This window comes from Stackebrandtia sp., from assembly GCF_035643755.1.
GTDB lineage: Bacteria > Actinomycetota > Actinomycetes > Mycobacteriales > Micromonosporaceae > Stackebrandtia.
Genome location: NZ_DASQPW010000052.1, coordinates 1 through 23,619, shown reverse-complemented (window position 1 = coordinate 23,619; position 23,619 = coordinate 1). Strand labels below are relative to the sequence as shown.

Below are 23,619 nucleotides of genomic sequence, written 5' to 3'. Positions count from 1 at the left end.
TGTTCATTCTCGAGGAGTGGGGAGATCCCGATGGGACACAACGACAGCGCCACCGCCGCGACCAGGCGCGCGATCGTGGTGGGAGCCGGCATCGCCGGCCTGGCCGCGGCGCAGCGGCTGCACCGCGCGGGCTGGCGGGTGCAGATCGTCGAGCGCGCCCCGCACCGCCGCAGCGGCGGCCACCTGGTCAACCTGTTGGGGACCGGCCACGACGCCGCGCGGCGGCTGGGAATCCTGCCCGCCTTGGCGGACAAGGATCTCGGGGTGTTCACCTCGATCCTGACCCGCGCCGACGGCAGCGAGAAGTTCACCATCCCGTCCGAGGTCGCCCGGGCCTCGCTGGGCGCCCGGGCGATCACGGTGTTCCGCGGCGACCTGGAGACGGCGCTGTACGAGGCGGTGCGCGCGGTCGCGCGGTTCCGGTTCGGCACCACCGTCTCGGCGTTGAGCCAGGACGGCGAGGGCGTCACCGCGACGCTGAGCGACGGCTCGCGCGAGCGCGCCGAGCTGCTCGTCGGGGCCGACGGCCTGCATTCGGGCGTCCGCGCGCTGGTGTTCGGGCCCGAGGCCGAGCACCTCGTGGACCTGCGGCACATGGTGGCGGCGTTTCCGCTGGATTCGGCGCCGTCAACGGTGTCCGAGGGGGCGGGCACCACCTTCATCGGGCCGGGGCGCACCGCCGCGGTCATCAACCTGGGGCCCGACAGGTCGTCGGCGTTCTTCGCGTACCGCTGCGCCGACCCAAGGTCCGAACTGGACGATGGGCCGCGGACGGCCCTGCCGCGGAGGTTCGGCGATCTGGGCGGCGCGGTCCCCGAGGCGCTGCGGCGCTTGTCCTGTCGTCCCGAGGACGCGTACTTCGACTCCGTCAGCCAGGTGGACATGGCGGCCTGGCACCGGGGCCGCGTCGTGCTGGTCGGGGACGCGGCGTGGTGCGTGACGCTGTTCGCGGGTTACGGGGCCGCCCTGGCGCTGTCGGGAGCCGACCGCCTGGGCGACCTCCTGGAGGAAACCGACGTCCCCGCCGCGCTGCGGCGGTGGGAGGAGGCGACGCGCCCCGAGGTCGTCAGGCGCCAGGGCCTGGCCCGCAGGGGAACGGCCCAGTTCTGCCCGCCGAGCCGGGCCCACGTGTGGGCGGGCGAGGCGATGATTCGCGCCATGCGGGTGCCCGGCATCCGCCGGGTGTTGCTGCGCGGCCTGGAACGCGCCACCCGCTAGGGCGGCGGATACTGTCGCCCCATGATTCTGGAGATTCGCACATATCGATTGAAGCCGGGCACCCGCGAGGAGTTCGTGCGCGTCATGAGGCAGGAGTCCATCCCGCTGCTGGCCGCCCACGGCATCGCGGTGGTGGACTGCGGGGCCTCGCTGTTCGATGAGGACGGTTTCGAGGAGGCGTACCTGATGCGCTCCTTCGCATCGCTGGAGCAGCGGGACGCCCAGGAGGAGGCGTTCTATTCCAGCCCACAGTGGAGGCAGGGGCCGCGCGAGGCGATCCTGTCCCGGATCGAGAGTTATCACACCGTCGTCATGGAGGCGTCGGACGCCGCCGTCGCCGCGCTCAGGCGCTGAGCCAGGCGGTGGCGTTGGCGGGCAGCCGCCCGTCGGCCAGCGGCCGGCTCGACAGCAGCACCTCGCCGTCGACCGCGACCGGTGTCGTTCCGAAGTTGGTGACGCAGGTGAGCGCACCGTTGGCGAAGGACAACACGTCGGGGCCCGCGGGCGGGTTCCAGGTCAGGGTGGCGGGGCGGTGGCGGCGGCGCAGCCGCAGGGCAGCGCGGTACAGCCCCAGCGTGGAACCCGGGGTTCCGTCCTGGGTCTCGACCGACAGCTCGGCGAAGCCGGCGGGCTGCGGGAGCCAGCCGGGGGCCGAGCCGAAGCCGAGCGAGGGACCGGTCGCCTTCCAGGGCAAGGGAACCCGGCAGCCGTCGCGGCCGGGGTCGGTGTGGCCGCTGCGTTCCCAGACCGGGTCCTGGCGGGCGGAGTCGGGGAGGTCCTCGTACTCGAAGAGGCCGAGCTCCTCACCCTGGTACAGATAGGACGATCCCGGCAGGGCCAGCATCAGCAGGCTGGCCGCGCGGGCCCGGTCCAGGCCGACCGCGCCGCCGCCGTAGCGGGTGGCGTGGCGCTTGCGGTCGTGATTGGACAGCACCCAGGTGGCGGGGGCGCCGACGGTCCCGGAGGTGGCCAGCTCGGCGTCGATCACCTTGCGGAAGTCGGTGGCGGAGAAGCCCGCCTGCAGCAGATCGAAGTTGAACGCCTGGTGGAGCTCGTCGGCGCGCACGTAGCGGGAGCGATGTTCGGGACTGTCCACCCAGGCCTCGGCGACCGCCATCCGGTCGCCGTCGTAGGAGTCGAGGACGCGGCGCCAGTCGCGGTAGATCTCATGCACGCCGTCCTGGTCGCGGTACGGGGCGGGTGCGCTCTCCGAGGGCGCGGCCTCCTCCTCCGCGTCGGGCAGACCGGGCGCCTTGACCAGGCCGTGGGCCACGTCGACGCGGAAGCCGTCGGCTCCGCGATCCAGCCAGAAGCGCAGCGTGCCAAGGAAGTAGTCGCGCACCTCGGGGTTATCCCAGTTGAGGTCGGGCTGGCTGTCGTCGAACATGTGCAGGTACCACTGGCCGTCGGGCAGCCGCCGCCAGGCGCCACCGCCGAAATAGGACTGCCAGTTGTTCGGGGGGCCGTCCGTGCCGTCGCGGAAGTGGTAGCGGGCGCGCTCGGGCGATCCGGGCCCGGCCGCCAGCGCCGCGGAGAACCACGCGTGGTCGCTGGAGGAGTGATTGGGGACGATGTCCACGATCACCTTGATGCCCTTGGCATGCGCCGCGGCCACCAGGGCGTCGAAGTCGGCCAGGGTGCCGAACATCGGGTCCACGTCGCGGAAGTCGGCGACGTCGTAGCCGCCGTCCTTCATGGGCGAGGTGTAGAAGGGCGACAGCCAGATCGCGTCGATGCCCAGCTGTGACAGGTAGCCCATCCGGTCCCGAATGCCCGCCAGGTCGCCGATCCCGTCGCCGTTAGTGTCGGCGAAGCTGCGCGGGTACACCTGGTAGATGACGGCGTCACGCCACCACTGCGACATGGGTTCCTCCTATGTGTTCGGTGCCGCGCCGGTCGACGACCGCACCACGAGCTCGGGACGAAACAGGTACTCGGTGGACGGAACCGCCTGTCCGGCGATCTCGTCCAGCAGGGCGCGCACCGCCGCGATCGACATGGCGCGCGCCGGTTGCCGCACCGTGGTCAGCGGCGGGTCGGTGTAGCCGATCAGGGGCGAGTCGTCATAGCCCACGATGGACACGTCCCCGGGGATGGCCATCCCGCGGCTGCGCGCCTCACGGATCGCGCCCAGCGCCATCAGGTCGGAGCCGCAGATGATCCCGGTGGCGCCGGCGTCCAGCAGCCGGGCGGCGGCGGCCGCGCCACCCTCCACGCCGAACATGGTGAGCTCGACCAGGGGTTCGCCGACGCCGGACATCGCCTCGACATAGCCCGACCGCTTGCGCTGCACCGGAACGAAGCGCTCGGGGCCGGAGATCAGGCCGATGCGGCGGTGTCCCAGCGAGACCAGGTGCTCCACGCCGAGGGTGGCGGCGATGGCGTCGTCGGCGGAGAAGCAGGGCGAGGGAAGTTCGTCCACATAGCCGTTGACGAACACCAGGGGCAGCCCCGAGTCGGCCAGTTTGGAGTAGCGGCCGGGGTCGGCGGTGGTGTCGGCGTGCAGGCCGGAGACGAACACGATGCCCGCCACCCGGCGCTCCCGCAGCATCTCGACGTATTCGTCCTCGGTGACGCCGCCGGGGCTTTGGGTGCACAGCACCGGGGTGTACCCGCCGGCCGACAGCTCGGTGCTGATCGCCTGGGCGAACAGCGGGAAGATCGGGTTCTCCAGTTCCGGCACCACCAGGCCGATCAGGCCCGCGGAGTGCTGGCGCAGCGCGGCGGGGCGCTCGTAGCCCAACACGTCCAGCGCGGTCAGCACCGCCTGCCGGGTCGAGGCGCCGACGCCGGGGCGGTCATTGAGGACCCGGGAGACGGTGGCCTCGCTGACGCCGGCGTGACGGGCGATATCGGACAGTCGGGCTCGCATGCAAGCGACTGTAACTCATTTGCAAATTGAAAACAATGAGCACGCAAGGTCTTCCAAATATTGAAAACTCTTGCTATGGTGCGTGACACCCCAGACATAAGGAGAGGTCATGCGCAGCACCCGCGCCGTGATCGCGGCGGCAGCCGCTCTTTCGCTCACACTCACCGGATGTTCCGCCGCCGCCGGCGGCGACAAGTCCGGAAAGACCGGCCTGGTCATCTGGGCCGACGACGTCCGCGGCAAGGTCCTGAAGCCCTTCGCCGAGGAGTTCGGCAAGGCCAACGGCATCAAGGTGAAGGTGGAGACCCACTCCCCCGACGACCTGCAGAAGGACTTCATCGACGCCTCCCAGCAGAACGAAGGCCCCGACGTTCTGGTCGCCGCCCACGACTGGATCGGCAACCTGGTCCAAAACGGCACCATCGACCCCGTCCAGCTCAGCCAGAAGCAAAAGGACGCCCTCGACCCGGTGACGCTCAAGGCCGTCACCTACGACGGCAAGATCTACGGCACGCCCTACGCCCGCGAGAACCTCGCCCTGATCCGCAACACCAAGCTGGCCCCCAAGGCGCCGAAGACCATCGAGGACCTCACGTCCACCGGCAGGAAACTGGTCGCCAAGCACAAGGCCAAGGACGTCCTGTCGGTCCAGGTGGGAGACAAGGGGGACCCGTACCACATGTACCCGTTCTTCGCCTCCGGCGGCGGGTACCTGTTCGGCACCAACAAATCCGGCGAATACGACCCGAGCGACCTGGGACTGTCCAAACCGGGCGCCGTGGCGGCGTTCAAGAAGATCGCCAAGCTCGGCGCCGACAAGGTGATGAAGACGTCGATCAACGCCGACAACGCGATTCCGCTGTTCACCGAGGGCAAGACGCCCTACCTGATCTCGGGCCAGTGGGCGCTTCCCAAGGTCAAGAAGGCCGGGTTCGACTACGAGGTCTCGGCGATACCGGGCTTCTCCGGCGGCAAGGCGGCCACGCCATTCGTTGGGGTGCAGGCGTTCTACGCCGCCAGCAAGGGCAAGCACAAGACGATGGCCTCGGAGTTCGTCACCAACTACGCCTCCACCGACAAGCTGTCCAAGGCGCTGTACAAGGCCGACCCGCGGATCCCCGCGTCGACCAGCGTCTACCAGTCGGTGAGCAAGTCCGACCCCGACGTGGCGGCGTTCCTCGCCGCCGCCAAGGGCGGCGACATCCTTCCGTCCATTCCGGAGATGTCGGCGGTGTGGGATCCCTTCGGCAAGGCCGAGGCCGCCGTCCTCGACGGCAAGGACCCGACGAAGTCCATCAAGGACGCCGCCAAGTCGATCTCCGACGCGATCAAGAAGAACAAGTAGGCAATGGCTGCTGTGCGTTCCACCGGCAGCGGCACCACCGCGGGACTGCTCGTCAAGATCGCGGTGCTGTCGCTGTCGGCGGCCGTGGCGGTATGGGCGCTTATGCCCCTGATCGGCGCCCGCGACTGGGTCGGCACCGCGATCGTGGTCGCCGCGACCGCCGCGCTGTTCTATGTGTACCTGTCGCCCAGGCGGCTGGCCGCCAAGTACCTGTTCCCCGGAACCCTGCTGCTGCTGGCGTTCCAGGTGGTGCCGGTGCTCATCACCGTGTCCACCGCCACCACCAACTTCGGCGACGGGCACCGCGGCGACAAGGCCGACACCATCGCCTTTGTGGAAGCCGCCTCGGTGGAGCAGGTGGACGGCTCCCCCACCTACACCCTCACCCCAGCGGTCAACAGCTCCAGCGGCGAGCTCACCTTCCTGCTGTCCGACGCCAAGGGCAGGGCATACTCCGGCGACCGCGAGGGCCTGTCCACGCTGGACGCCGACCGGGTGAGGCGCGTCGGCGACAAGATCGTGTCGGCCAAGGGCTTCCGGGTCCTGAGCGCCACGCAGATCGCCTCCCGCGACGCCGAGATCAGCGGCCTGGCGGTGCCCACCGGCCACGGCAAGGGCATCCGGGCCAGCGGCATCTCCACCGCGTACGAGGGCAGGGCCACCCGCGTCTATCACTCCGACTGCGACTGCGTCACCGACGTCAAGACCCACCACCGCTGGACCGCCGACAACGCCAAGGGGCGCTTCGTCGATGCCCACGGCAAGGCCCTGGCCCAGGGCTGGCGCGTCAACATCGGCGCGTCCAACTTCGTCAAGGTGCTGACCGACCCGAGCGTGCGCGGGCCGTTCCTGGGCATCCTCGTGTGGGACCTGGTGTTCGCGGTGGCCTCGGTGTTGCTCACGTTCGCGCTCGGCCTGGTGTGCGCACTGGCCCTCAACCACCCGAAGCTGCGGGCGCGCAAGCTGTACCGCGCCGCGATCGTGCTGCCCTACGCGATGCCCGCCTTCGGGATGCTGCTGGTGTGGCGCGACATGTTCAATGCCGACTATGGACTGTTGAACTCGCTGTTGGGCCTGCACATCGAGTGGTTCGGCCACACCACCAGCGCCCGCGCCGCGGTCATCCTCATCAATCTGTGGCTGGGCTTTCCGTACATGTTCCTCATCACGACCGGTGCGCTGCAGGCCATCCCGCAGGACTCCATGGACGCCGCCACAGTGGATGGCGCCTCGGCGGGCCAGCGCTTCCGCAAGGTCACGCTGCCGTTGATCCTGATCGCGCTGACGCCGCTGCTGATCTCGTCCTTCGCGTTGAACTTCAACAACTTCAACGTCATCCAGCTCACCACGGCCGGCGCCCCGTTCAACTCGGGTTCGGCGGCGGCGGGCGGCACCGACCTGCTCATCACCTATACGTACTCGCTGGCCTTCGGCGGCGGCGGCGCCGATTACGGCTTCGCCGCGGCCATCAGCGTATTCATCTTCCTCATCGTCGCCGTGATCTCGGCGATCAGCTTCCGCACCACCCGCCGCCACGAAGAGGTGTACCGATGAAGTGGCTCAGGACCTTCGGCTGGCGGCACCTGGTCGCGATCGCCGTGACGATCTTCGCGCTCACCCCGATCGTCTTCGTCGTCTCCAGCGCCTTCAATCCGTTGGGGACGCTGTCGTCGACGTCGCTGCTCCCCTCCCACGGCGTGTCGGCGTCCAACTTCGCGCAGCTGTTCTCCGACACGCCGTTCGCCTCCTGGTACGGCAACACCCTGATGATCGCGGTGCTCACCGTGGTGTCGTCGGTGCTGCTGTCGGCCGCCGCGGCGTTCGCCTTCAGCCGCTTCAGATTCGCCGGACGCCGGGTGGGGCTGCTCAGCCTGTTGTTGATTCAGATGTTTCCGCAATTTCTGGCGATTGTGGCCATCTATTTGATGTTCTCCACGGTCGGCGATTATTGGCCGCAATTCGGATTCAACACCCCCTCGGGGCTGATCCTGGTCTATCTGGGCGGGGCGCTGGGCGTCAACACCTGGCTGATGAAGGGCTTCTTCGACACCGTTCCCATCGAGCTCGACGAATCGGCCATCATGGACGGCGCCACCCACGCGCAGGTGTTCTTCCGGATCATCCTGCCCCTGGTGACGCCGATCCTGGCGATCTCGGGCCTGCTGGCGTTCATCGGCATCGTCAACGAGTACATCTTCGCCAGCGTCTTCCTCACCGACCCCGACTCCAAGACCCTGGCGGTCGGCCTGGCGGGCATGGTGGCGTCGAACTCGCGCGAGGCGAACTTCGGGATGTTCTGTGCCGGAACGCTCCTCACCGCCATCCCCACGGTGGCGGTGTTCGGTTTCCTCCAGCGCTACATCGTGGGCGGCCTGACGGCGGGGGCGGTCAAGGGATAGCTTGGCCGCATGACGTACCCACCACCGCCGCCGCCCCGGCGCGGCAACCGACCGCTGATCGTGATCGTCGCGGTGCTGGCCGTCGTGGTGCTGACCGGGGGCGTCGCCGCCGTCCTGCTGGCCAACGACGGCAGGCTCCCCTGGACCGACCCGACGCCCGCCTGCGGCTATCTGAACACGGTGTCGGGGACCGATTGCACTCCACCGCCCGAAAGCTCGCACCCCGCCGCGTCCTATGAGGTGGGCGACTGTCTGCGAATGCCGTCGTCGACCAAGAAGGCGATCAAGCGGATCGACTGCGACGACGCCACGGCCCGCGACCTGGAGGTGACCAAGATCGTCACTGACGCCAAGGAGTGCCCCGACCCGGACGGGCAGTCCCTTTCGGGGAGCGGCGACAAGTACGTCTACTGCGTCAAGCCGTACAAACCGTGATCCCCGTTCGGGGCATACCGGGCATTGTGGGCGACTTATTCGGCCATTGGCTATATGTGATACCCCTGCTCATTCGGCTCGCCCGGCCGATGACTTTGGAGTGTTGCCATGCCCCGTACCAAGCGACGCTGGCTGATCGGCCTGCTGTCCGCCCTCGCCCTCGCGGCCACCGCGATCGCGCCCTCGATCGCCCACGCCGACGTCACCGCCCAGGCCGCCCCGGCGTTCAAGATGCCCTTCCGCTGCGGCGAGACCTGGACGGCCGCCACGTTCTCTACCCACAGTCCCCAACTGGCCGTTGACTTCCAGGGAACCAATATCAAGGGAACCCCGGTGGCCTCGGCCGCCGCGGGAAAGGTCACCCACGCCGGGACCATGTCCGGCACCGGGTACGGCAACCTGGTCATCGTCGACCACGGCGGCGGCTGGACCACCCGCTATGCCCACCTGGACAGCATGACCGTGGCCGTCGGCGACTATGTGGACCTCGGCACCCGGATCGGCTACGTCGGACAGACCGGCCAGGTCACCGGACCGCACCTGCACTTCGAGGAGCGGTACAACGACGTCACCCAGAAGGTCGTCATCGACGGCGCCGCCGTGCCGTACTACGCGCACACGCCGTTCACGTCCAAGAACTACTGCGGCGCCAACATCTACAGCTCCCAGAAGCTGTGCGGCAGCGGCTACGGCGTCGTCGACTCCGCGGCGCTGTCCAATGTGGCGCAGGTGTACCTGCTGTACAACTCCTCCACCGGTTCCAACTGCGCGGTGACCATCAAGCACAAGAACGTCGGCACCGCCAGCGCCACCTCGGCGTTCGTCGAACCACAGGGCGGCACCCGCGCCACCGACTCCGGCAGCTTCACCTACTACGCGGGCCCGGTGAAGGTCACCGCCAAGGGCACGTGCGTGCGCTGGGGCGGTTCCTACGGATCGACCACCTACACCAGCCCGTTCGAACACTGCGGCTGAACCGATCGGACATACCCGCCGAACAATCCCCGTTCGGCGGGTATACGGCGCATTATGGATCGAATGTGCGTTGGCTGGGTTTCATATCCTGTGCCCGTTCACAAACCCCCAAGGAGAGTGAAATGCCAAAAGTAAAACTACCCGGAATCCTCAAAAAGAAGCGCTGGTTGCTCGGTCTGTCCGCGGCGGTAGCCCTGATCGCCGCGGCGACCATCCCGGTATTCGCCCAGGCTGACGTCAACACCACCTCCAAGCCCGCCTTCCAGATGCCGTTCCACTGCGGACAGACCTGGCAGGCCGCCACCTTCACGGGCCACAGCCCTCAGCTCGCCGTTGACTGGCAAAGCTATGGCGGACACCAGATCGACGGCACCCCCGTCGCCGCCGCGGCCGCCGGCAAGGTGATCCACGCCGGCACCATGTCCGGCACCGGCTACGGCAACCTCGTCATCGTCGACCACGGCGGCGGCTGGACCACGTTCTACGCGCACCTGAAGAACATGAGCGTGCACGTCGGCAGCAAGGTCGGCCAGGGCGGCGCCATCGGCCACGTCGGCTCCACCGGGCACGTCTCCGGTCCTCACCTGCACTTCGAGGAGCGCTACAACAACCACGTCGAGAAGGTCGTCGTCGGCGGCAAGCAGGTGCCCTACTACGGCCACACGCCGTTCAAGAGCAAGAACACCTGTGGCGGCTCCAGCGGCAACCCGTACACCGCCTCCGACGCCTGCGGCAGCGGCTACAAGACCGTCGACTCCCAGGCCCTGGGCAAGGCGGGCCGGGTCTACCTGATGTACAACTCCGGCAATGGCTACAACTGCGTGGCGACCATCAAGAACACCAGCATCGGCAAGTCCAGCGCGGCCTCGGCCTTCCTGGAACCGAAGAACGGCAAGCGATCCACCAACTCCGGCAGCTTCAAGTACTACGCCGGTCCGGTGAAGAAGTCGGCCAAGAAGACCTGCGTGAAGTGGGGCGGATCGGTCGGCTCCAGCAACTACACCAGCGGCTTCGAACACTGCGGCTGATGTAAATCGCGTGCGGGACGGCGGCTCCGTGGGACACCATGGACAACCGTGAGATGGATTGACGAACTGGAATCCCGCGCCGAGGCGATCGTGCCCGGTCCGGCGGCCGAATACTTTCGGCAGGGCGCCGGACCGGGCATTTCCGCGTCCGAGGCCGTCGCCGCGTGGGAGGCGGTGCGGCTGCGGCCCCGGATCCTGCGCGACGTGTCCCGGGTGTCGCTGACGACAACCGTTGCGGGACAGCCGGTGGCGTCGCCGTTCCTGATAGCGCCATCCACGCTGCAACGGCTCGCCCACCCGGACGGTGAGTCCGCGGTGGCCCGGGCGGCCAAGGCGTCGGGCTCGCTGATGTGCGTGTCCAGCAACGCCGGCACCGCGTTTCGCGACATCGGCGCGGCGGGCGCGCCCTGGTGGATCCAGGGGTACATCATGCGCGACCGCGAGCTCAGCGCCCGCCTGCTGTACGCCGCGCGCGAGGCGGGAGCCACCGCGATCGTGCTCACCGCCGACACGCCCGTGGTGGGGCACAAGGAAACCAGCGGCGACAGCGTGTGGGACCTGGTGAGCGACGACCAGCTGCTGGCCAACATCGACGCCGAGCGCCTGGACTCCGGGACGCTCGACAAGGCGGCCGACCTCACCTTCGCCGACATCGCGTGGCTGCGCGACGCCGTCGGGCTCCCCGTGATCGTCAAGGGGGTGCTGCGCGGCGACGACGCGCGGGCCTGTGCCGACGCCGGGGCCGCCGCGGTGATCGTGTCCAACCACGGCGGGCGCCAGCTCGACCAGGCGATACCGACCGCGCGGGCGCTGCCCGAGGTGGTCGCCGCGCTCGACGGCACCGGCGTCGAGGTGTACGTCGACGGCGGCGTGCGGCGCGGTGTCCACGCCCTGGCCGCGCTGGCGATGGGCGCCCGCGCCGTGCTGCTCGGGCGGCCCGTGCTGTGGGCGCTGGCCGTCAACGGCGAGAGCGGGGTGCGGCGGCTGCTCGGCGACCTCGACGAGGAACTGGGGCACGCCATGACGCTGGCCGGGACCGTGTCCATAGCGGACATCGGCGCGGACGTGGTCGCGGGTTAGGGCCTGTTGGGGAACCCCGTTTCCCGCTGCGCGCCGCCCCGACGGCGCCTGGCCGCGTTGTCGGCACGCCCGCATACAACACCCGGTATGCGGGCGCACCTCCGCCTTGCCACGCACTCGACGGGACGCCGCTCGCCACGGAAATGAGTTCCCCAACAGGCCCTAGCCGGTCGTCGGCTCGGCGAGGACGGGCTAGGGCTTCCGCAACTGGCGCAACACCCTGGCGTGATTCGCCAGGTCGTCCAATGCGGACGGTATGAATGTCGAGATCCGGGTGATCCACCGTGATTCCTCGGTGAATCGCCCCTCGGGGTCGAGCAGGACGTCGGCGTGCGCCAACGGGAGGCTCTTGGGCAACGGCAGCATGCCGAGCTTGCCGAGCACGATGCGAAGTTGCTGCCCGGCGATGGTGCCGCCGTGCGGGGTGCTGGAATACGACACGATCAGCGCGGGTTTTCCCTCCGCCTCGGTGGCGAGGAAATCCAAGGCGTTCTTCAGGACCGCGGGTGGGGCGTAGTTGTATTCGGGCGTCAGGAAGACGTAGCCGTCGGCGGCGGCCATGTCGTCCAGGAACCGTCGCGCGGGTGCGGAGGTCTGGCGGTCGGGGTTGGCCAGCGGCGCGATCGGCTCGTCGAAGAACGGCAGGTCGTAGCCGCCGACGTCGATGACGGTGAAGTCGGCCTCCACGGTGGACGACAGCCGCCTCACCATGCGGCACACGCGTTCCCCGAGCCGCCCCGGACGGCTGCTGCCCAACACGATGGCGATGTTCACGAGTGTTCCTCCCTTTCGAGCAGTTCGCAGATGGTCTTGAGGGTGCGCACCGAGGCGGCCAGGTCGGCCGCGCTGATGTGGGTGTCGGTGGCGCGTTCGTATTCGCGCTGAACGGCGAGGCCCTCGTCCAGCAGCGCGCGTCCCGCCGCGGTGAGCCGCAGGGACTTCTCGCGCCGCGAGCGAGGCGACTCGGCCACCTCGAGCCATCCGTGGCGCCGCGCGCCGTCGACCTGCCGGCTCACCGCGCCCTTGGTGAGACTGAGGTGGTCGGCGATCGCCTGCTGGGTGGGCGGTTTGTCCCCCGCCTCGGCGATGGTGCGCAGCACCAGCAGCTGGGTGCGCCCGATGCCGATGCGCCTGGTGAACATGCGCTCGCCCGCGCGCTCGCTGAGCAGTGCGGCGCGGTGCAGGTGGCGCATGAGTTCTCGGTAGTCGGTCGACGCCATGCCGATAGGTTACACCTAAACCGTTTACACATCAACTATCGTGAATGGATTGAGAAAGATCAGCGCGGCACCGATGAGTTTCGGGATCGGCGAGGGTCTACCCGTCGACAGCTTCGATACGAGAGGATCCTCGCCATGCGCAAACTCGTCGTCACGCAGAACATCTCCCTCGACGGATCGATCGAGTTCCTCGGCGACTGGTTCAGCCCGCAGGGACAGACCGAGATCGACCAATCCGACCTGATCGCTGAGATCCACCGCCAGGACTCCCAGGCCGACGGCCTGCTGGTCGGGCGGCAGACGTTCGAGGACTTCCGCGGCTACTGGCCCACCCTCACCGACGACACCTCGGGCATCAGCGCCTACCTCAACCAGGTCGACAAGTACGTCGTGTCGTCCACGCTGACCGAACCGGGCTGGGAGAACACCACCGTCGTCAACGGGGAGGTCGCCGCGGAGGTCGACGCGCTGAAACGCCTGTCGGGCAAGGACATCGTGCTGACGGGAAGCATCCGGCTGTGCCACGCCGTGATCGCGGCGGGCCTGGTCGACGAGTACCGCCTCTTCACGTACCCCGCCGTCCAGGGCCGTGGTCGGCGGCTGTTTCCCGAGGGGCTGGAGGTACCGCGGTTGCGGCTCGAGGAGGTCAAGGGCTTCACCTCGGGCGTGACGCTCGCCCGCTATGCCACCGTGTGAGATGCCGGGCGCGGCGTTTACTGGCACAATCCACCCCATGTCTTCACCCCTCGAAGAACTGACCCTTGACGAGCTGCGGCGGCGCCGCAGCGTGAAGTGGCGCGCCTACGACCCCGACGTGCTGCCACTGTGGGTGGCCGAAATGGACACTCCGCTGGCGCCGCCGATCCGTGACGCCCTGGCCACCGCGGTTGCCCTGGGCGACACCGGATACGCCAACTCCGACGGGCTTCCCTCCGCCTTCGCGGGCTTCGCCAAGCGGCGCTGGAACTGGGACGTCGACCCCGCGTCGGTGCTGCTGTGCCCGGACGTGGCCGCCGGCGCCCTGGCCGCGCTGGGCGCGATCGTCCAGCCCGGCGAGACCGTCGTGATCAACACCCCCGTGTACCCGCCGTTCTTCGCGTGGATTCGCCAGCACGGGCTGAAGGTGGCGCCGTCGCCGTTGCGGCGCACCGTCTTCGGGTACGAGCTCGACCTCGACCGCCTGGAGAGCGACTTCGCCGCCGGGCCCGCGGCCTATCTACTGTGCAATCCCCACAACCCCTGCGGCGTGGTGTACGAGCGCGAGGACCTGCTGGCGATCGCCGAGCTGGCGCACCGCTACGACGTCCGCGTGATCGCCGACGAGATCCACGCCCCGCTCACCGCGCCGGGCGTGCCGCACGTCCCCTTCGCCTCGCTCGACACCGAGGCGTCGGCGCGCGGGTTCACGATGGTCGCGGCGTCCAAGGCGTGGAACCTGGCCGGGCTGAAGGCGGCGATGCTGCTGCCCGGGCCCGAGGCCGACGTCCCGCGCCTGGAGGAGGACTACGCGGAGAACGCGGGCCTGTTCGGCGTGATCGCCAGCCAGGCCGCGTACGACCACGGCGAGGAGTGGCTCGACGCGCTGCGCCGCGGCATCGCCGACAACGCGCGCCTGCTGGGCGACCTGCTGTTCGAGGAGCTGACCGACGTCGGCTACCACGAGCCGCGCGGCACCTACCTGACCTGGCTGGACTTCACCGCCTACGACCTGGGCGACGACCCCGCCGAGTTCCTGGCCGAGACGGGCCGGGTGGCGCTGACGCCGGGCACCATGTTCGGCGAGGAGGGCAAGGGGCACGCCCGCCTCAACCTGGCCACCTCCCCGGAGATCCTCACCGAGGCGGTGTACCGGATGGCCGCGGCGGTCAACGATCGCGCGGCGGGCTGAACGCGGGCGCGACCGTCAGAATCCGTAACCCCACACGGCGCCGAAGTCGGGAGGGCCACCGTAGATGCATGCCCCGGCGGCCAGCATCTTGATGGAACCCGGGACGTTGCGCACGAACACCGTCTGGGTTTGTTTCGCCCTCTCAAAGCCGAGGCGGGTGATCTTGCCGTTGGCTGCCATGTGGACGAGCTTGTAAAAGTCGGCCAGCCAGACGCCGCCGGCGCCGTCATCGGCCAGACTGGCGTATTCCCCGCCCTTGTGGTCGATGGTGACGTCCCACTTCTCGCCGGTCCAGTGCGCCACCAGGCCCTCTTGCTCGGTGCCGTCGCCGCCGCTGCAGTCGTTGATGCCCGACGCCCAGATGTCATCGGACGAGCGCGCGAAGATGTCGTCGAATCGTGCCTCGCAGTATCCCTTGACGTCCTTCGGAACCCCCATTGAGGTCCACTTCGTACCGTCGAACTTCTCGACGGTCGGCATGTCGTCGTCGCTCGTGCCCGCGGCGTACAGCTCGTTTGGCCCAAGGGAAGTGAGCGCCGTATTCTCAGGGAACAACATGGATGGCTCCGGCGCGTCGCTCCACGTGGTGCCGTTGAAGTGCTTGGCACCCATGTCGCCGCTGGCGTTCGGCGACAGGGCCCACACGTCCGTGGACGACACCGCCTCGACATCGAGGACGCCGCCGTCGAAGGCGGACGGTGTCCAGCTCTTTCCGTTGTAGTGCAGCAGTTGGGTCTTGTCACCGACCTCACCGGCGGCCCACACGTTCGTCGGGCTGGACGCGTCGGCGAACTCGGGGGTCACCGTGGATCCACTCGGCACCTTCTCGGCCGTCCACTTCTTTCCGTCCCAGCCGTCGATGCGCGTGTGCTTGTCGTCCTCGGCGTCGGTGTTGCCGAACGCCCAGCCGTGCTCGCCGTCCGCGATGGTCAGCGTCTCAAGCGTCCCCCCGAGCTTGCCGTCTCCGTGCACGATCCTCCACGTGGTCGCCTTGTCAACGGTCGTCTCGGCGGACTTGCCGGGGGTATCGCTCAGGTGGGCCGTGTCCGACCGCGGAACGACCGCGATCGCCACCGCCGCCGCGATCACCACCGCCACGGCCACCGAGACGCCCCACCACAGCCGGCCACGATTCGTCGCACCCATGTATCTCCCTATTTGAATCTCACGATGCGGGAAGTCATCGATTGTGACAGAAATCCGTCTTGTCGGATTGGCGCATTTGGGCAACCGGGCCGACGTTCGAGCCGACCGGGCGCCGCGCGCCACTCGCTAAACTGCATGATCGGCGAAACCACCCCCTACGGAAAGGTCGGCGGATGCGGCCCGGCCAGATGCTGGACGAACGCTATCGGCTCGAGGCCGAGGCGGGCAACGGCGGCATGGGGACGGTGTGGCGCGCCAAGGACGTCCGCATCGAACGCACCGTAGCGCTCAAGGTGCTGCACCCCCACCTGGCCCGCGACGAGGAGTTCCGGCTGCGGTTCGCGCGGGAGGCGCGCGCCGTCGGGGCGGTGCGGCACCCCGGGGTGGTGGGGCTGTACGACTTCGTCGACACCACCATCGACGACGAGCCCGTGGCGTATCTGGTCATGGAGTACGCCGAGGGGACCTCGCTGCGCGAGATCCTCAACGACCGCGGCACCCTGTCGGCCGCCGAGGCGCTGCCCCTGATGGCCTCGGTCGCCGAGGCCCTCGACGCCGCCCACCAGCACGGCATCGTCCACCGCGACATCAAGCCCAGCAACATCCTGGTGCGCGGCGACACCGTCAAGCTCGTCGACTTCGGCATCTCGCAGTCCTACGGAGACGGTGACATCACGTCCACGGGACGTTTCATGGGCTCGCTGCCCTATGTGTCCCCCGAACAGCTGCAGGGGGAACGGATCACCTCCGCCTCCGACGTCTACGCGCTCGGCGTGGTCACCTACGAGACCCTCAGCGGCAAGCTCCCCTACGCGGGCAACACCCCCGCGTCACTCCTCACGGGACACCTGCACCACGACCCCACCCCCCTGCCCGACGAGGTGCCGTCCGAGGTCGCCGAGGTGGTGATGCGGGCCCTGGCCAAGCGGCCCGCCGAGCGCCACGGCACCGCCGCCGAGTTCGCCGAGGCGTGCCGCGCCGTCCACGTCGACCCCGACACCGCCGCGGTTCCCGTGCCCCGCAAGCCCAAGCGCCTGCTGCCCCCCACCACGCTGTGGTCCCGGCCCAAGCGCCGCCGCTGGCCCAAGTGGACACTCGCCGCCGCGCTGGCCCTGGTGCTGGCGGCCTCCGGCGGCGGGCTCGTCTGGTATCTCAACGCCGCCGCCACCAACGGCAACGACCCCGACTCCGCCGCCGGCGTGTCGAATCTCCACAAGCTCGCCCAGCACGGCGATCCCGTCGCGTTCGACGGCCAGGACGACACCGACCGCGGCGACACCCCCGAACCCGTCACCGCCGACGGCGTCGCCTACTTCGCCCAGACCGACGACGACGGCTCGTTTCGCGCCACCGCCGTGGATCTGGCCACCGGCAAGCGAAAGTGGACAAAACCCATCGACTCCCCGGTCGGCCTGGCGCTGCGCGCGGGCCACCACCTGCTCTACACCGCCGACACCGACGCCGGCGTGCTCAACTTCCTCGACCCCGCCACCGGATCCTCGCGAAAGATCGTCGACCTCGACGGCGGCATCGAGATCAAGAACGTCGGCTCCCGGGTCGTCGCCTTCGTCAAGAACACCCACACCGTCACGGCGTTCAACGCCGACGGAACCCAGGCCTGGACCCAGGACTACGACTCCACGGTGGTCGGGCTCGACACCGAGGCCACCTGGAAGGACTTCACCGCCCAACCCGGCCGCGCCAGCCCCCAAGACCCCAAGCGCCTCCTGGTCCACGGCGCCGACGGCACAGTGTGGAGGGTCGACGCGGCGTCGGGCGACGCGGTGTCGTCCGCCTCGACCGACGCCGGCGGCACGGTGGCCACGGCCTTCCAGGGCATGATGTTCGACGCCAAGCCCAACGGCGACGGCACCTACACCGTCACGATGCGCGACATCGCCCACGGCTTCGCCGAGAAGGGCCGCTGGGAATCCCTGCGCTCGGGCCACAACCCGCTCAAGATCGTCCAGTGTGGCAAGACCCGCGTGTGCGTCCGCGACGACAAGTGGGGCGCCACCGGCGCCGTCATCATCGACTTCGCCCACCCCGACGCCCCTCCACTGTGGCAAAACGACGGCGACGAGGTGGTCAGCGACATCTACGCCGCCGGAACCACCACCGCCGTCATCGACTACCACGAGGGCGCCTACTCGACCCAGCTCCTGGACGCCAAGCTCGAACCCCTGGGCGGCCCCAAACCCGGCGTCTTCCGCCCCATCGACCGCGGCACCTTCCTCGATTACCCCCGCGCCCCGGGCAACGACCCCTCCCTGCCCATCGAGAAGCACTTCTTCACCGGCCTCGACGCCGCCGACGCCTCCACCCGCGAGCTCGGCATGCGCCAGGTCTTCCCCCAATGCGTCACCGAGGGCACCCACCTCGCCTGCCCCACACCCGACGGCATCACCGTGTGGCAGTACCGCGGAGGCAAGGCCCCGTAGCGCGTCGCGCCGCCGCTGGGGGTTTCCGCTGGCGGGACGCCCGCAGGCTTCGTTCGCCTACCATTGGGGACCTGCCGAGTGTTCAGGGGTGTGTGGATGGATTTGCAGGTGTTGCCTGATCAGGTGTTGTCGCAGGCGCAGGCGGGGATCGTCCAGTACGGGAGCATGTTGCTGGTCGAGGGTGTCAAGCAGGGCGCGTCGGCGGCGGGTAAAGCGGCGGCGGGGTTGTGGCGGCGGGTGTTCGGTGACGGCGGTCCCGATGCCTCGACGTGTGAGGCCATGGATGAACTGGCCGCCGACGACGCCGACGCCGATGCCCGCGCGGTCCTGCGCCGCGCCATCAAACGGGCGCTTGCCGCCGATCCCGACCTGGCTCGTGACATCGCCGCCGAACTCGGCGGGGTCACCGCCATCGGTGAGGGTGCCACCGCGATCGGGACACTTCAAGGCAACGCCCAGTTCGGTGACCACAACACCCAGTACAACGCCGCCGCGGCGCCGCTGCGGCGACCCGACGACGTCGACTGTGCCGACGGTTTAACGGTCGGGCTGCCCGCGCCCCGCGACAGTGGACGGTTCGTCGGCAGGACCAGTGAACTCGACCGTCTCGCCAACGCCCTGTCTGGTGGTGGCGGCGCGGTGATCACCCAGTCGATCGCGGGCCTGGGTGGAGTGGGCAAGAGCGAACTGGCGCTGCGTTACGCCCGCCAGTACGCGAAGCGGTATCGGCTGCGCTGCTGGGTCACCGCCGACACCCTCGGCAACGTCCAGGATGGCCTGGCCCGCCTGGCCCGGGTCCTGTGCGGCGCGACCTCCACCCAGGTCGGTGACGCCGTCATCGGCCACACCAGCCAGGAACTCGCCCAGTGGGCACTGGCCTGGCTCCAACACCACCCCGGCTGGCTCCTCATATTGGACAATGTGGAATCCACCAGCGACTTCAGCGCCGCGGTGGGCGACCTGGTCTCGGCGTCACACGGCGCGGTCATCGTCACCAGCCGCCGCCACCTCGACCTGGCCGCGTCCCCGATCGAGCTCGACACCATCCCCGGCCCGCTGGCCGCCGATCTGTTGCTGTCGGCGGGAAACCGCCCCGCCGCCGAACGCGACGACGCCCTACGGCTGGCAGACGAACTGGGCGGCCTTCCCCTGGGTCTGCAACAGGCCGCCGCGTATCTGCGGCACCAACGCGTCTCCATATCGTCCTATCTCGACCAACTCGCGCAACGCCCCGCTCGGCTGCTCGGTTACGGCACCACCACCGACACCGACGACTCCGAAGCCACCGTGGCGCGCACCTGGAACATCACCGTGGTCACCATCGAACACGCCCTCCCCGAAGCCGTCGACCTGCTGCGCACCATGGCGTTCCTCGCCCCCGACGCCCTGCCCCGCGCCGTCTTGGACCACCACCCCGGCCTCGACACCGATCAACTGGACCAAGCCATACGGATCCTGGCCGAATACCACATGATCACCCTCACCGAGTCCACAGTGTCCATCCACCGCCTCGTCCAGACCGTCATACGCCACCAAACCGACACCCACCAACACCACCAGGCCCGCCGCAACGCCCTGCACCTGCTGTACGACGCCATGCCCCGCACCAGCATCCTCACCGAAATGGCCGACTGGCCCACCTGGCACGCCCTCGCCCCCCACATCACCACCCACGCCACCCACCACGTGGACGCCAGCCCATCCCGACGCCTCGCCTACCTCATCGGGCAGCTCGGATACTTCTACGACTCCCAGTCGCAATACGCCACCGCCTTGCCGCTGCTCGAGCGGGCACTCGCCATCACCGAGGCCGCCCTCGGCGCCGACGATCCCCTGGTCGCCGACCGCCTGAACGACCTCGGGTCGGTCCTGTCCCATCTGGGCCGCTACGAACAGGCGCTGGCGCTGAAGGAGCGGGCGCTGGCCATCACCGAGGCGGCCCTCGGCCCCGACAACCCCGCCACCGCGCATCGGTTGAGCAGCATCGCCTTCGACCTGTCCCGTCTGGGCCGCGACACCGAGGCCGTCCCGCTGCGGGAGCGGGAGCTCGCCATAGCCACGACGGCGTTCGGCCCCGACAACCCCGCCACCGCACACCACATGAGCCTGCTCGCCCACACGTTGTCCCTCCTCGAACGCCACGACGAGGCGTTGCCGCTGGAACAACGCGCCCTCGCCATCACGGAGGCCGCGCTCGGCCCCGACGACCAACAGACCGCCACGCGCCTGAAGGACCTCGCCAATACGCTGTCCAACCTTCGGCGCTACGGCGACGCCCGGCCCCTGATGGAGCGATCGCTGGCCATCGCCGAGGCCGCCCTCGGCCCCGACCACCCCGAGGTCGCCTCCAGGATGAGCGATCTCGCCTGGGTCCTCAGCCGCCTCGGGCACCACGACGAGGCGTTGCCGTTGGAGGAGCGGGCCCTGGCGATCACGGAGAACGTCCTGGGGCCGCATCATCCCAATACCGCGCTCCGATTGAACAACGTCGCGTACGCCCTGTCCCGACTCGACCGTGACGTGGAGGCCCTCGCCCTCAAGCGACGGGCGCTGGCCATCGCCGAGGCCGCCCTCGGCCCCGACCACCCCGATACCGCGCGTCGGATGAGCTATCTCGGCACCACGCTTCGCAGGCTGAAGCGCTTCGACGAGGCGGTGGCGCTGGAGGAGCGCGCCCTGAGGGTGACCCTCGCCGCGCTCGGGCCCGCGCATCCCGACGTGGCCGATCGCTATCGGCACCTCAGCGACCGGCTGCTCGACCTGCGGCGCGTCCGCGACGCGCGCGAGGCGGCCGATCGCGCCGTGAAGGTGGCGGGGGACGCCTACCCGCCCGATCACCCCGCTCGGGTGAACATCCAGGACTGGCACAAGAGAGTCTTCGGCGGCGTGCCCGAATCCCCAAGCGACAGTCCATAAGAGACTCCCGCGGAACGGGCCGTCAGTGCCGACCCGATCGGTCAGTCCGCGGCCAGCTCGGTCATGAGCGCCGCGGCGGCCAGCGCGTCGGCCTCGCTGTGTCGCCCGAGGCCGCACGCGGTGGCCACGGCGTGGCTGGTGCGCCCGGCCGCTTCTTCGAACAGGGTGAGGGCCTGGCGGGAGTCGTCCGGCTGGTTCTCGTCGACGACGCCGGCCACCAGCGGCCAGTCGGCATGCACGTTTCGCAACGCGGCGTAGAACTCCGGCCGTACCGGCGGCGGCTGCGAACCGTACGCGGCCGGGACGTGTACGGGCGGAATCTGGCGGTCCTGCGCGCGCAGCCGGTGATGCAGCGCGTTGAGGAACACGTCGACCCCGGCCAAGTCACGCGGCGCGATCAGCTCGGTGTCGTTCAGGTTGCCGTAGCACAGGTGCAGGATCAGCCGACTTTCTTGCGGCAGCCGTTTCACGAACGCCGCGATCTGGGCCGCCAACCGCCTCGCGACCAGCCCCCGCAGGGGCCGCGGCGTCCTGTTCAGCAACACCAGCACCGAGGGCGCCTCCAGCTGCCACACGAGGTCCTCGCCGTCCGTGGCGTGCAGCTTCGTCACCTCCTCGGCCAGCGCGTCGGCGTACGTCGACACGTGCTTCAACAGCACGGGACGCTGCCCGAAGGTGAACAGCGACAGGTCCAGCGGGCTGGGAAGGCTCTGCTGGAACGGAACCCCGGTCAGCCGTGAGTCGTCGGCGACCAGTTCCCGGTACACGGCCAGGTTCTTGCGGATCTGCTCCTCGCGGCGCATCGACACGTGAGACGGCGTCAGCTTCACGCCCGCCTTGACGCGGTAACGCTGCTGCTTGTCGTAGTCGCCCCAGTCGCCCGACGCGGCCACCTCGAGGGCCTCACCGCGTTCGGCCAGGCCGAGCAGGAACGCCACGATCCACTTCGGATCGCTGTCCCACGGCAGGGTCGACAGCCCGGCATCGGCGCTGCGGTCGATGATCCAGCGCATGCCGTCGCGCGGGCTCGTGTTGATCTCGGGGGGCAGACTGCCCACATAGTGCACCAGCCTGGACATGGTCCACCACCTGTCCTGTCGGTGAGCCGAACGAACTCGGCCCGGGAGACGTGCATATAGGTCAGTGCTGGCAGAGCGTAGCCCTTTCCCGCCCCGGGCACAAGATCCCGTGAGTCGGCGCGTGCGACGGATCCGGCACGTACGGAACTCCAGCGGCTAGGGGACGGGGTCAATGGCAGGTCCACACGACGGCGCGTCCGTCGCTTTCGTGGACTCGGGAATCTTGGAGCGGGGACCCTTGACGGAAGGCAGCTCAGTGGTGCCCTTGTCGTCGGCCACACCGCCGTACTCGGTTTCGGTGTGCAGCACGGTCGCCTTGGTGGAGCCGGGTTTCCACACCACGGGTCGCGTATGCGTGTTGTCGATCGGGCGCCAGCCGACGGCCGCGCCGTTGTCGTTGACCGCGGATATGTAGCCCTGTCTGGCCCGGTCGGGCCGTTTCGGTTCGTCGTGCGGCCGCCCCGGTGTTTCCACGGGATCTCCGGTGAGTTGTCCGTTGTGGTCGGTGGTTGGTGACTGCCGACGACCCGCCGACCGCCCCAACGGACGGCCTCCCGTCGGTCTTGGGGTGGAAGCTGGTCGTCGTGCCGTCGTGCCGTCGTCCTCGGATCCGGCCAGTTACTCGCCGTCCGAGCTCATGAGGACATCCTGGTCCTCGCCGAGTTCGCGAATCGTGCCAAGGTCGCAGCGAGCTTGCGGACCGCCCGCGGCGTCGTGGGTGCATTCGCCGCCGTACGTGATGGCGAAGACTCCGGCCGCCACCCCCACGACGACCCCGGCGCCGCGCTTCGTCGGTGACCGGCCCGATCCGCGTGGCCGTTGTCAGCAAGCGGCGGGCGCCGCCGTCGCCTCATCGATCGGGGTGGGTGGAGTCCTCGCGGCGCTGTCCGGGCACGGGCATGGCCCCATTTCGTCACTGAATTTGTCGGATTGCCGGAAGACATGGCAATCTATTGCGAGGCAATCCAAGGCCTCACGGCAGGTGTCGAAAGAGGAGGCGAGATGGTTCAAGCCCTTGACGGCGCCGACCTGGTTGACCAGGTAGAACGCGCCTTCGGCGACGGCGACGCCGCCACCATGCTTGAGGGCGACCGACTCCTCCACTCCACGGACAGCCCCAGCAAGAGCAGCTCCCCGCCCTAGCGCTGGCTGAGCGGTCCAGCCACGGACGCACCCGCACCGCGGACGACCATCGCCGGCTGCTGGACACCCCGCACGGCAGCCCTGACGAATCCAGGGCACAGCTCACCGCGCACCTGAAGGTAGGCGCCGCCGAGCTGCGACGGCTGATCGACCCGCTCGTCCAGAACCGACAACTCACCCATCGCAAAGAAGCGGAGACACTTCATGGCTGACCACAACACCGACGGCGCCTGGGATCTGATCGTCACGCCCTGGCACATCGACGAGCACCTCCCGGACTTCCCGATCCCGGCCACCGCGACCGCGATCATCCCCCCGCCACTGCCCCAAGGCCCCCTCCCGGCCCGCGTGAACCGGCTGCACCAGGCAACCGCCGACGCGGTGGCACAGACCACCCGGCCCCTGGTGCTCTCGGGCGACTGCTCCACCACCCG

21 protein-coding genes and 1 pseudogene are annotated in these 23,619 nt (G+C 69.1%); 15 read left to right on the top strand and 7 right to left on the bottom strand.

From position 1 onward, the window contains the following. The first annotated feature begins 30 nt into the window (after positions 1-30). Entirely contained in the window at positions 31-1,218 is a 1,188-nt protein-coding gene (locus tag VE172_RS03865) for an FAD-dependent monooxygenase (protein WP_349258243.1), read from the top strand. Positions 1,219-1,239: 21 nt separating this feature from the next. Next, positions 1,240-1,572 (top strand): NIPSNAP family protein, encoded by a 333-nt coding sequence (locus VE172_RS03860; protein ID WP_324797420.1) that lies wholly within the window; start codon positions 1,240-1,242, stop codon positions 1,570-1,572. On the opposite strand, the gene VE172_RS03855 is transcribed toward VE172_RS03860, so the two are convergent. Continuing rightward, positions 1,562-3,082 carry a glycoside hydrolase family 13 protein gene (locus tag VE172_RS03855; protein ID WP_324797417.1) on the bottom strand — a complete coding sequence of 507 codons (1,521 nt, stop codon included), beginning with the start codon at positions 3,080-3,082 and terminating at the stop codon, positions 1,562-1,564. The two genes, VE172_RS03860 and VE172_RS03855, sit on opposite strands and share 11 nt — an antisense overlap. Before the next feature lie 9 nt (positions 3,083-3,091). Beyond that, positions 3,092-4,090, bottom strand: a complete 999-nt coding sequence (locus VE172_RS03850; RefSeq protein WP_324797414.1) for a LacI family DNA-binding transcriptional regulator — start codon at positions 4,088-4,090, stop codon at positions 3,092-3,094. Between the two features lie 109 nt (positions 4,091-4,199). Between VE172_RS03850 and VE172_RS03845 the strand changes: the two genes are divergently transcribed. The 7 genes from VE172_RS03845 (at position 4,200) to VE172_RS03815 (ending at position 11,352) form a co-directional block, all read left to right on the top strand. After that, positions 4,200-5,435, top strand: coding sequence for a sugar ABC transporter substrate-binding protein (locus tag VE172_RS03845; RefSeq protein WP_324797412.1), 1,236 nt, complete (start codon positions 4,200-4,202; stop codon positions 5,433-5,435). Between the two features lie 3 nt (positions 5,436-5,438). Then, entirely contained in the window at positions 5,439-6,989 is a 1,551-nt protein-coding gene (locus VE172_RS03840; RefSeq protein ID WP_324797410.1) for an ABC transporter permease subunit, read from the top strand. Then, the gene (locus VE172_RS03835; RefSeq protein WP_324797407.1) at positions 6,986-7,834 is read left to right on the top strand and encodes a sugar ABC transporter permease; all 849 of its coding nucleotides are present in this window, start codon (positions 6,986-6,988) and stop codon (positions 7,832-7,834) included. Before VE172_RS03840 ends, VE172_RS03835 begins: the two co-directional genes overlap by 4 nt. 9 nt (positions 7,835-7,843) lie before the next feature. Beyond that, positions 7,844-8,269 (top strand): LppU/SCO3897 family protein, encoded by a 426-nt coding sequence (locus VE172_RS03830; RefSeq protein ID WP_324797404.1) that lies wholly within the window; start codon positions 7,844-7,846, stop codon positions 8,267-8,269. Between the two features lie 108 nt (positions 8,270-8,377). After that, positions 8,378-9,244 carry a M23 family metallopeptidase gene (locus tag VE172_RS03825; protein ID WP_324797401.1) on the top strand — a complete coding sequence of 289 codons (867 nt, stop codon included), beginning with the start codon at positions 8,378-8,380 and terminating at the stop codon, positions 9,242-9,244. A gap of 122 nt (positions 9,245-9,366) precedes the next feature. Further along, positions 9,367-10,272 (top strand): M23 family metallopeptidase, encoded by a 906-nt coding sequence (locus VE172_RS03820; RefSeq protein ID WP_324797399.1) that lies wholly within the window; start codon positions 9,367-9,369, stop codon positions 10,270-10,272. Positions 10,273-10,320: 48 nt separating this feature from the next. Continuing rightward, complete coding sequence (locus tag VE172_RS03815; protein WP_324797396.1) at positions 10,321-11,352, top strand: alpha-hydroxy acid oxidase; 1,032 nt, start codon at positions 10,321-10,323, stop codon at positions 11,350-11,352. 192 nt (positions 11,353-11,544) lie between these two features. Here VE172_RS03815 and VE172_RS03810 read toward each other — a convergent pair whose 3' ends face one another. Both VE172_RS03810 and VE172_RS03805 read right to left on the bottom strand, forming a co-directional pair. Further along, complete coding sequence (locus VE172_RS03810) at positions 11,545-12,126, bottom strand: NADPH-dependent FMN reductase (protein WP_324797393.1); 582 nt, start codon at positions 12,124-12,126, stop codon at positions 11,545-11,547. Then, positions 12,123-12,572 (bottom strand): MarR family winged helix-turn-helix transcriptional regulator, encoded by a 450-nt coding sequence (locus VE172_RS03805; RefSeq protein WP_324797390.1) that lies wholly within the window; start codon positions 12,570-12,572, stop codon positions 12,123-12,125. The genes VE172_RS03810 and VE172_RS03805 overlap by 4 nt, the downstream gene beginning before the upstream one ends. A gap of 135 nt (positions 12,573-12,707) precedes the next feature. Between VE172_RS03805 and VE172_RS03800 the strand changes: the two genes are divergently transcribed. Both VE172_RS03800 and VE172_RS03795 read left to right on the top strand, forming a co-directional pair. Beyond that, positions 12,708-13,268: a dihydrofolate reductase family protein gene (locus tag VE172_RS03800; protein ID WP_324797387.1), complete on the top strand. Its 561-nt coding sequence runs from the start codon at positions 12,708-12,710 to the stop codon at positions 13,266-13,268. A 37-nt stretch (positions 13,269-13,305) separates the two neighbouring features. Next, entirely contained in the window at positions 13,306-14,460 is a 1,155-nt protein-coding gene (locus VE172_RS03795; RefSeq protein ID WP_324797384.1) for a MalY/PatB family protein, read from the top strand. Between the two features lie 15 nt (positions 14,461-14,475). Here VE172_RS03795 and VE172_RS03790 read toward each other — a convergent pair whose 3' ends face one another. Then, entirely contained in the window at positions 14,476-15,606 is a 1,131-nt protein-coding gene (locus VE172_RS03790; RefSeq protein WP_324797382.1) for a hypothetical protein, read from the bottom strand. A 173-nt stretch (positions 15,607-15,779) separates the two neighbouring features. On the opposite strand from VE172_RS03790, the gene VE172_RS03785 reads away from it, so the two are divergent. Both VE172_RS03785 and fxsT read left to right on the top strand, forming a co-directional pair. Then, entirely contained in the window at positions 15,780-18,047 is a 2,268-nt protein-coding gene (locus VE172_RS03785) for a serine/threonine-protein kinase (protein ID WP_324797379.1), read from the top strand. 96 nt (positions 18,048-18,143) lie between these two features. Continuing rightward, a complete protein-coding gene (gene fxsT, locus VE172_RS03780; RefSeq protein ID WP_324797376.1) occupies positions 18,144-20,963 on the top strand; it encodes an FxSxx-COOH system tetratricopeptide repeat protein in 2,820 nt (939 codons plus the stop codon). A gap of 41 nt (positions 20,964-21,004) precedes the next feature. On the opposite strand, the gene VE172_RS03775 is transcribed toward fxsT, so the two are convergent. Together VE172_RS03775 and VE172_RS03770 are read right to left on the bottom strand one after the other, a co-directional pair. Continuing rightward, on the bottom strand, positions 21,005-22,042 hold the full coding sequence (locus VE172_RS03775; RefSeq protein ID WP_324797372.1) for a hypothetical protein: 1,038 nt from the start codon (positions 22,040-22,042) through the stop codon (positions 21,005-21,007). Positions 22,043-22,198: 156 nt separating this feature from the next. Then, on the bottom strand, positions 22,199-22,516 hold the full coding sequence (locus tag VE172_RS03770; RefSeq protein ID WP_324797371.1) for a hypothetical protein: 318 nt from the start codon (positions 22,514-22,516) through the stop codon (positions 22,199-22,201). Positions 22,517-23,044: 528 nt separating this feature from the next. On the opposite strand from VE172_RS03770, the gene VE172_RS03765 reads away from it, so the two are divergent. Together VE172_RS03765 and VE172_RS03760 are read left to right on the top strand one after the other, a co-directional pair. Then, positions 23,045-23,185, top strand: coding sequence for a hypothetical protein (locus tag VE172_RS03765; protein ID WP_324797368.1), 141 nt, complete (start codon positions 23,045-23,047; stop codon positions 23,183-23,185). A gap of 204 nt (positions 23,186-23,389) precedes the next feature. After that, a pseudogene (locus VE172_RS03760) lies at positions 23,390-23,619 on the top strand (arginase family protein); the annotation flags it as partial.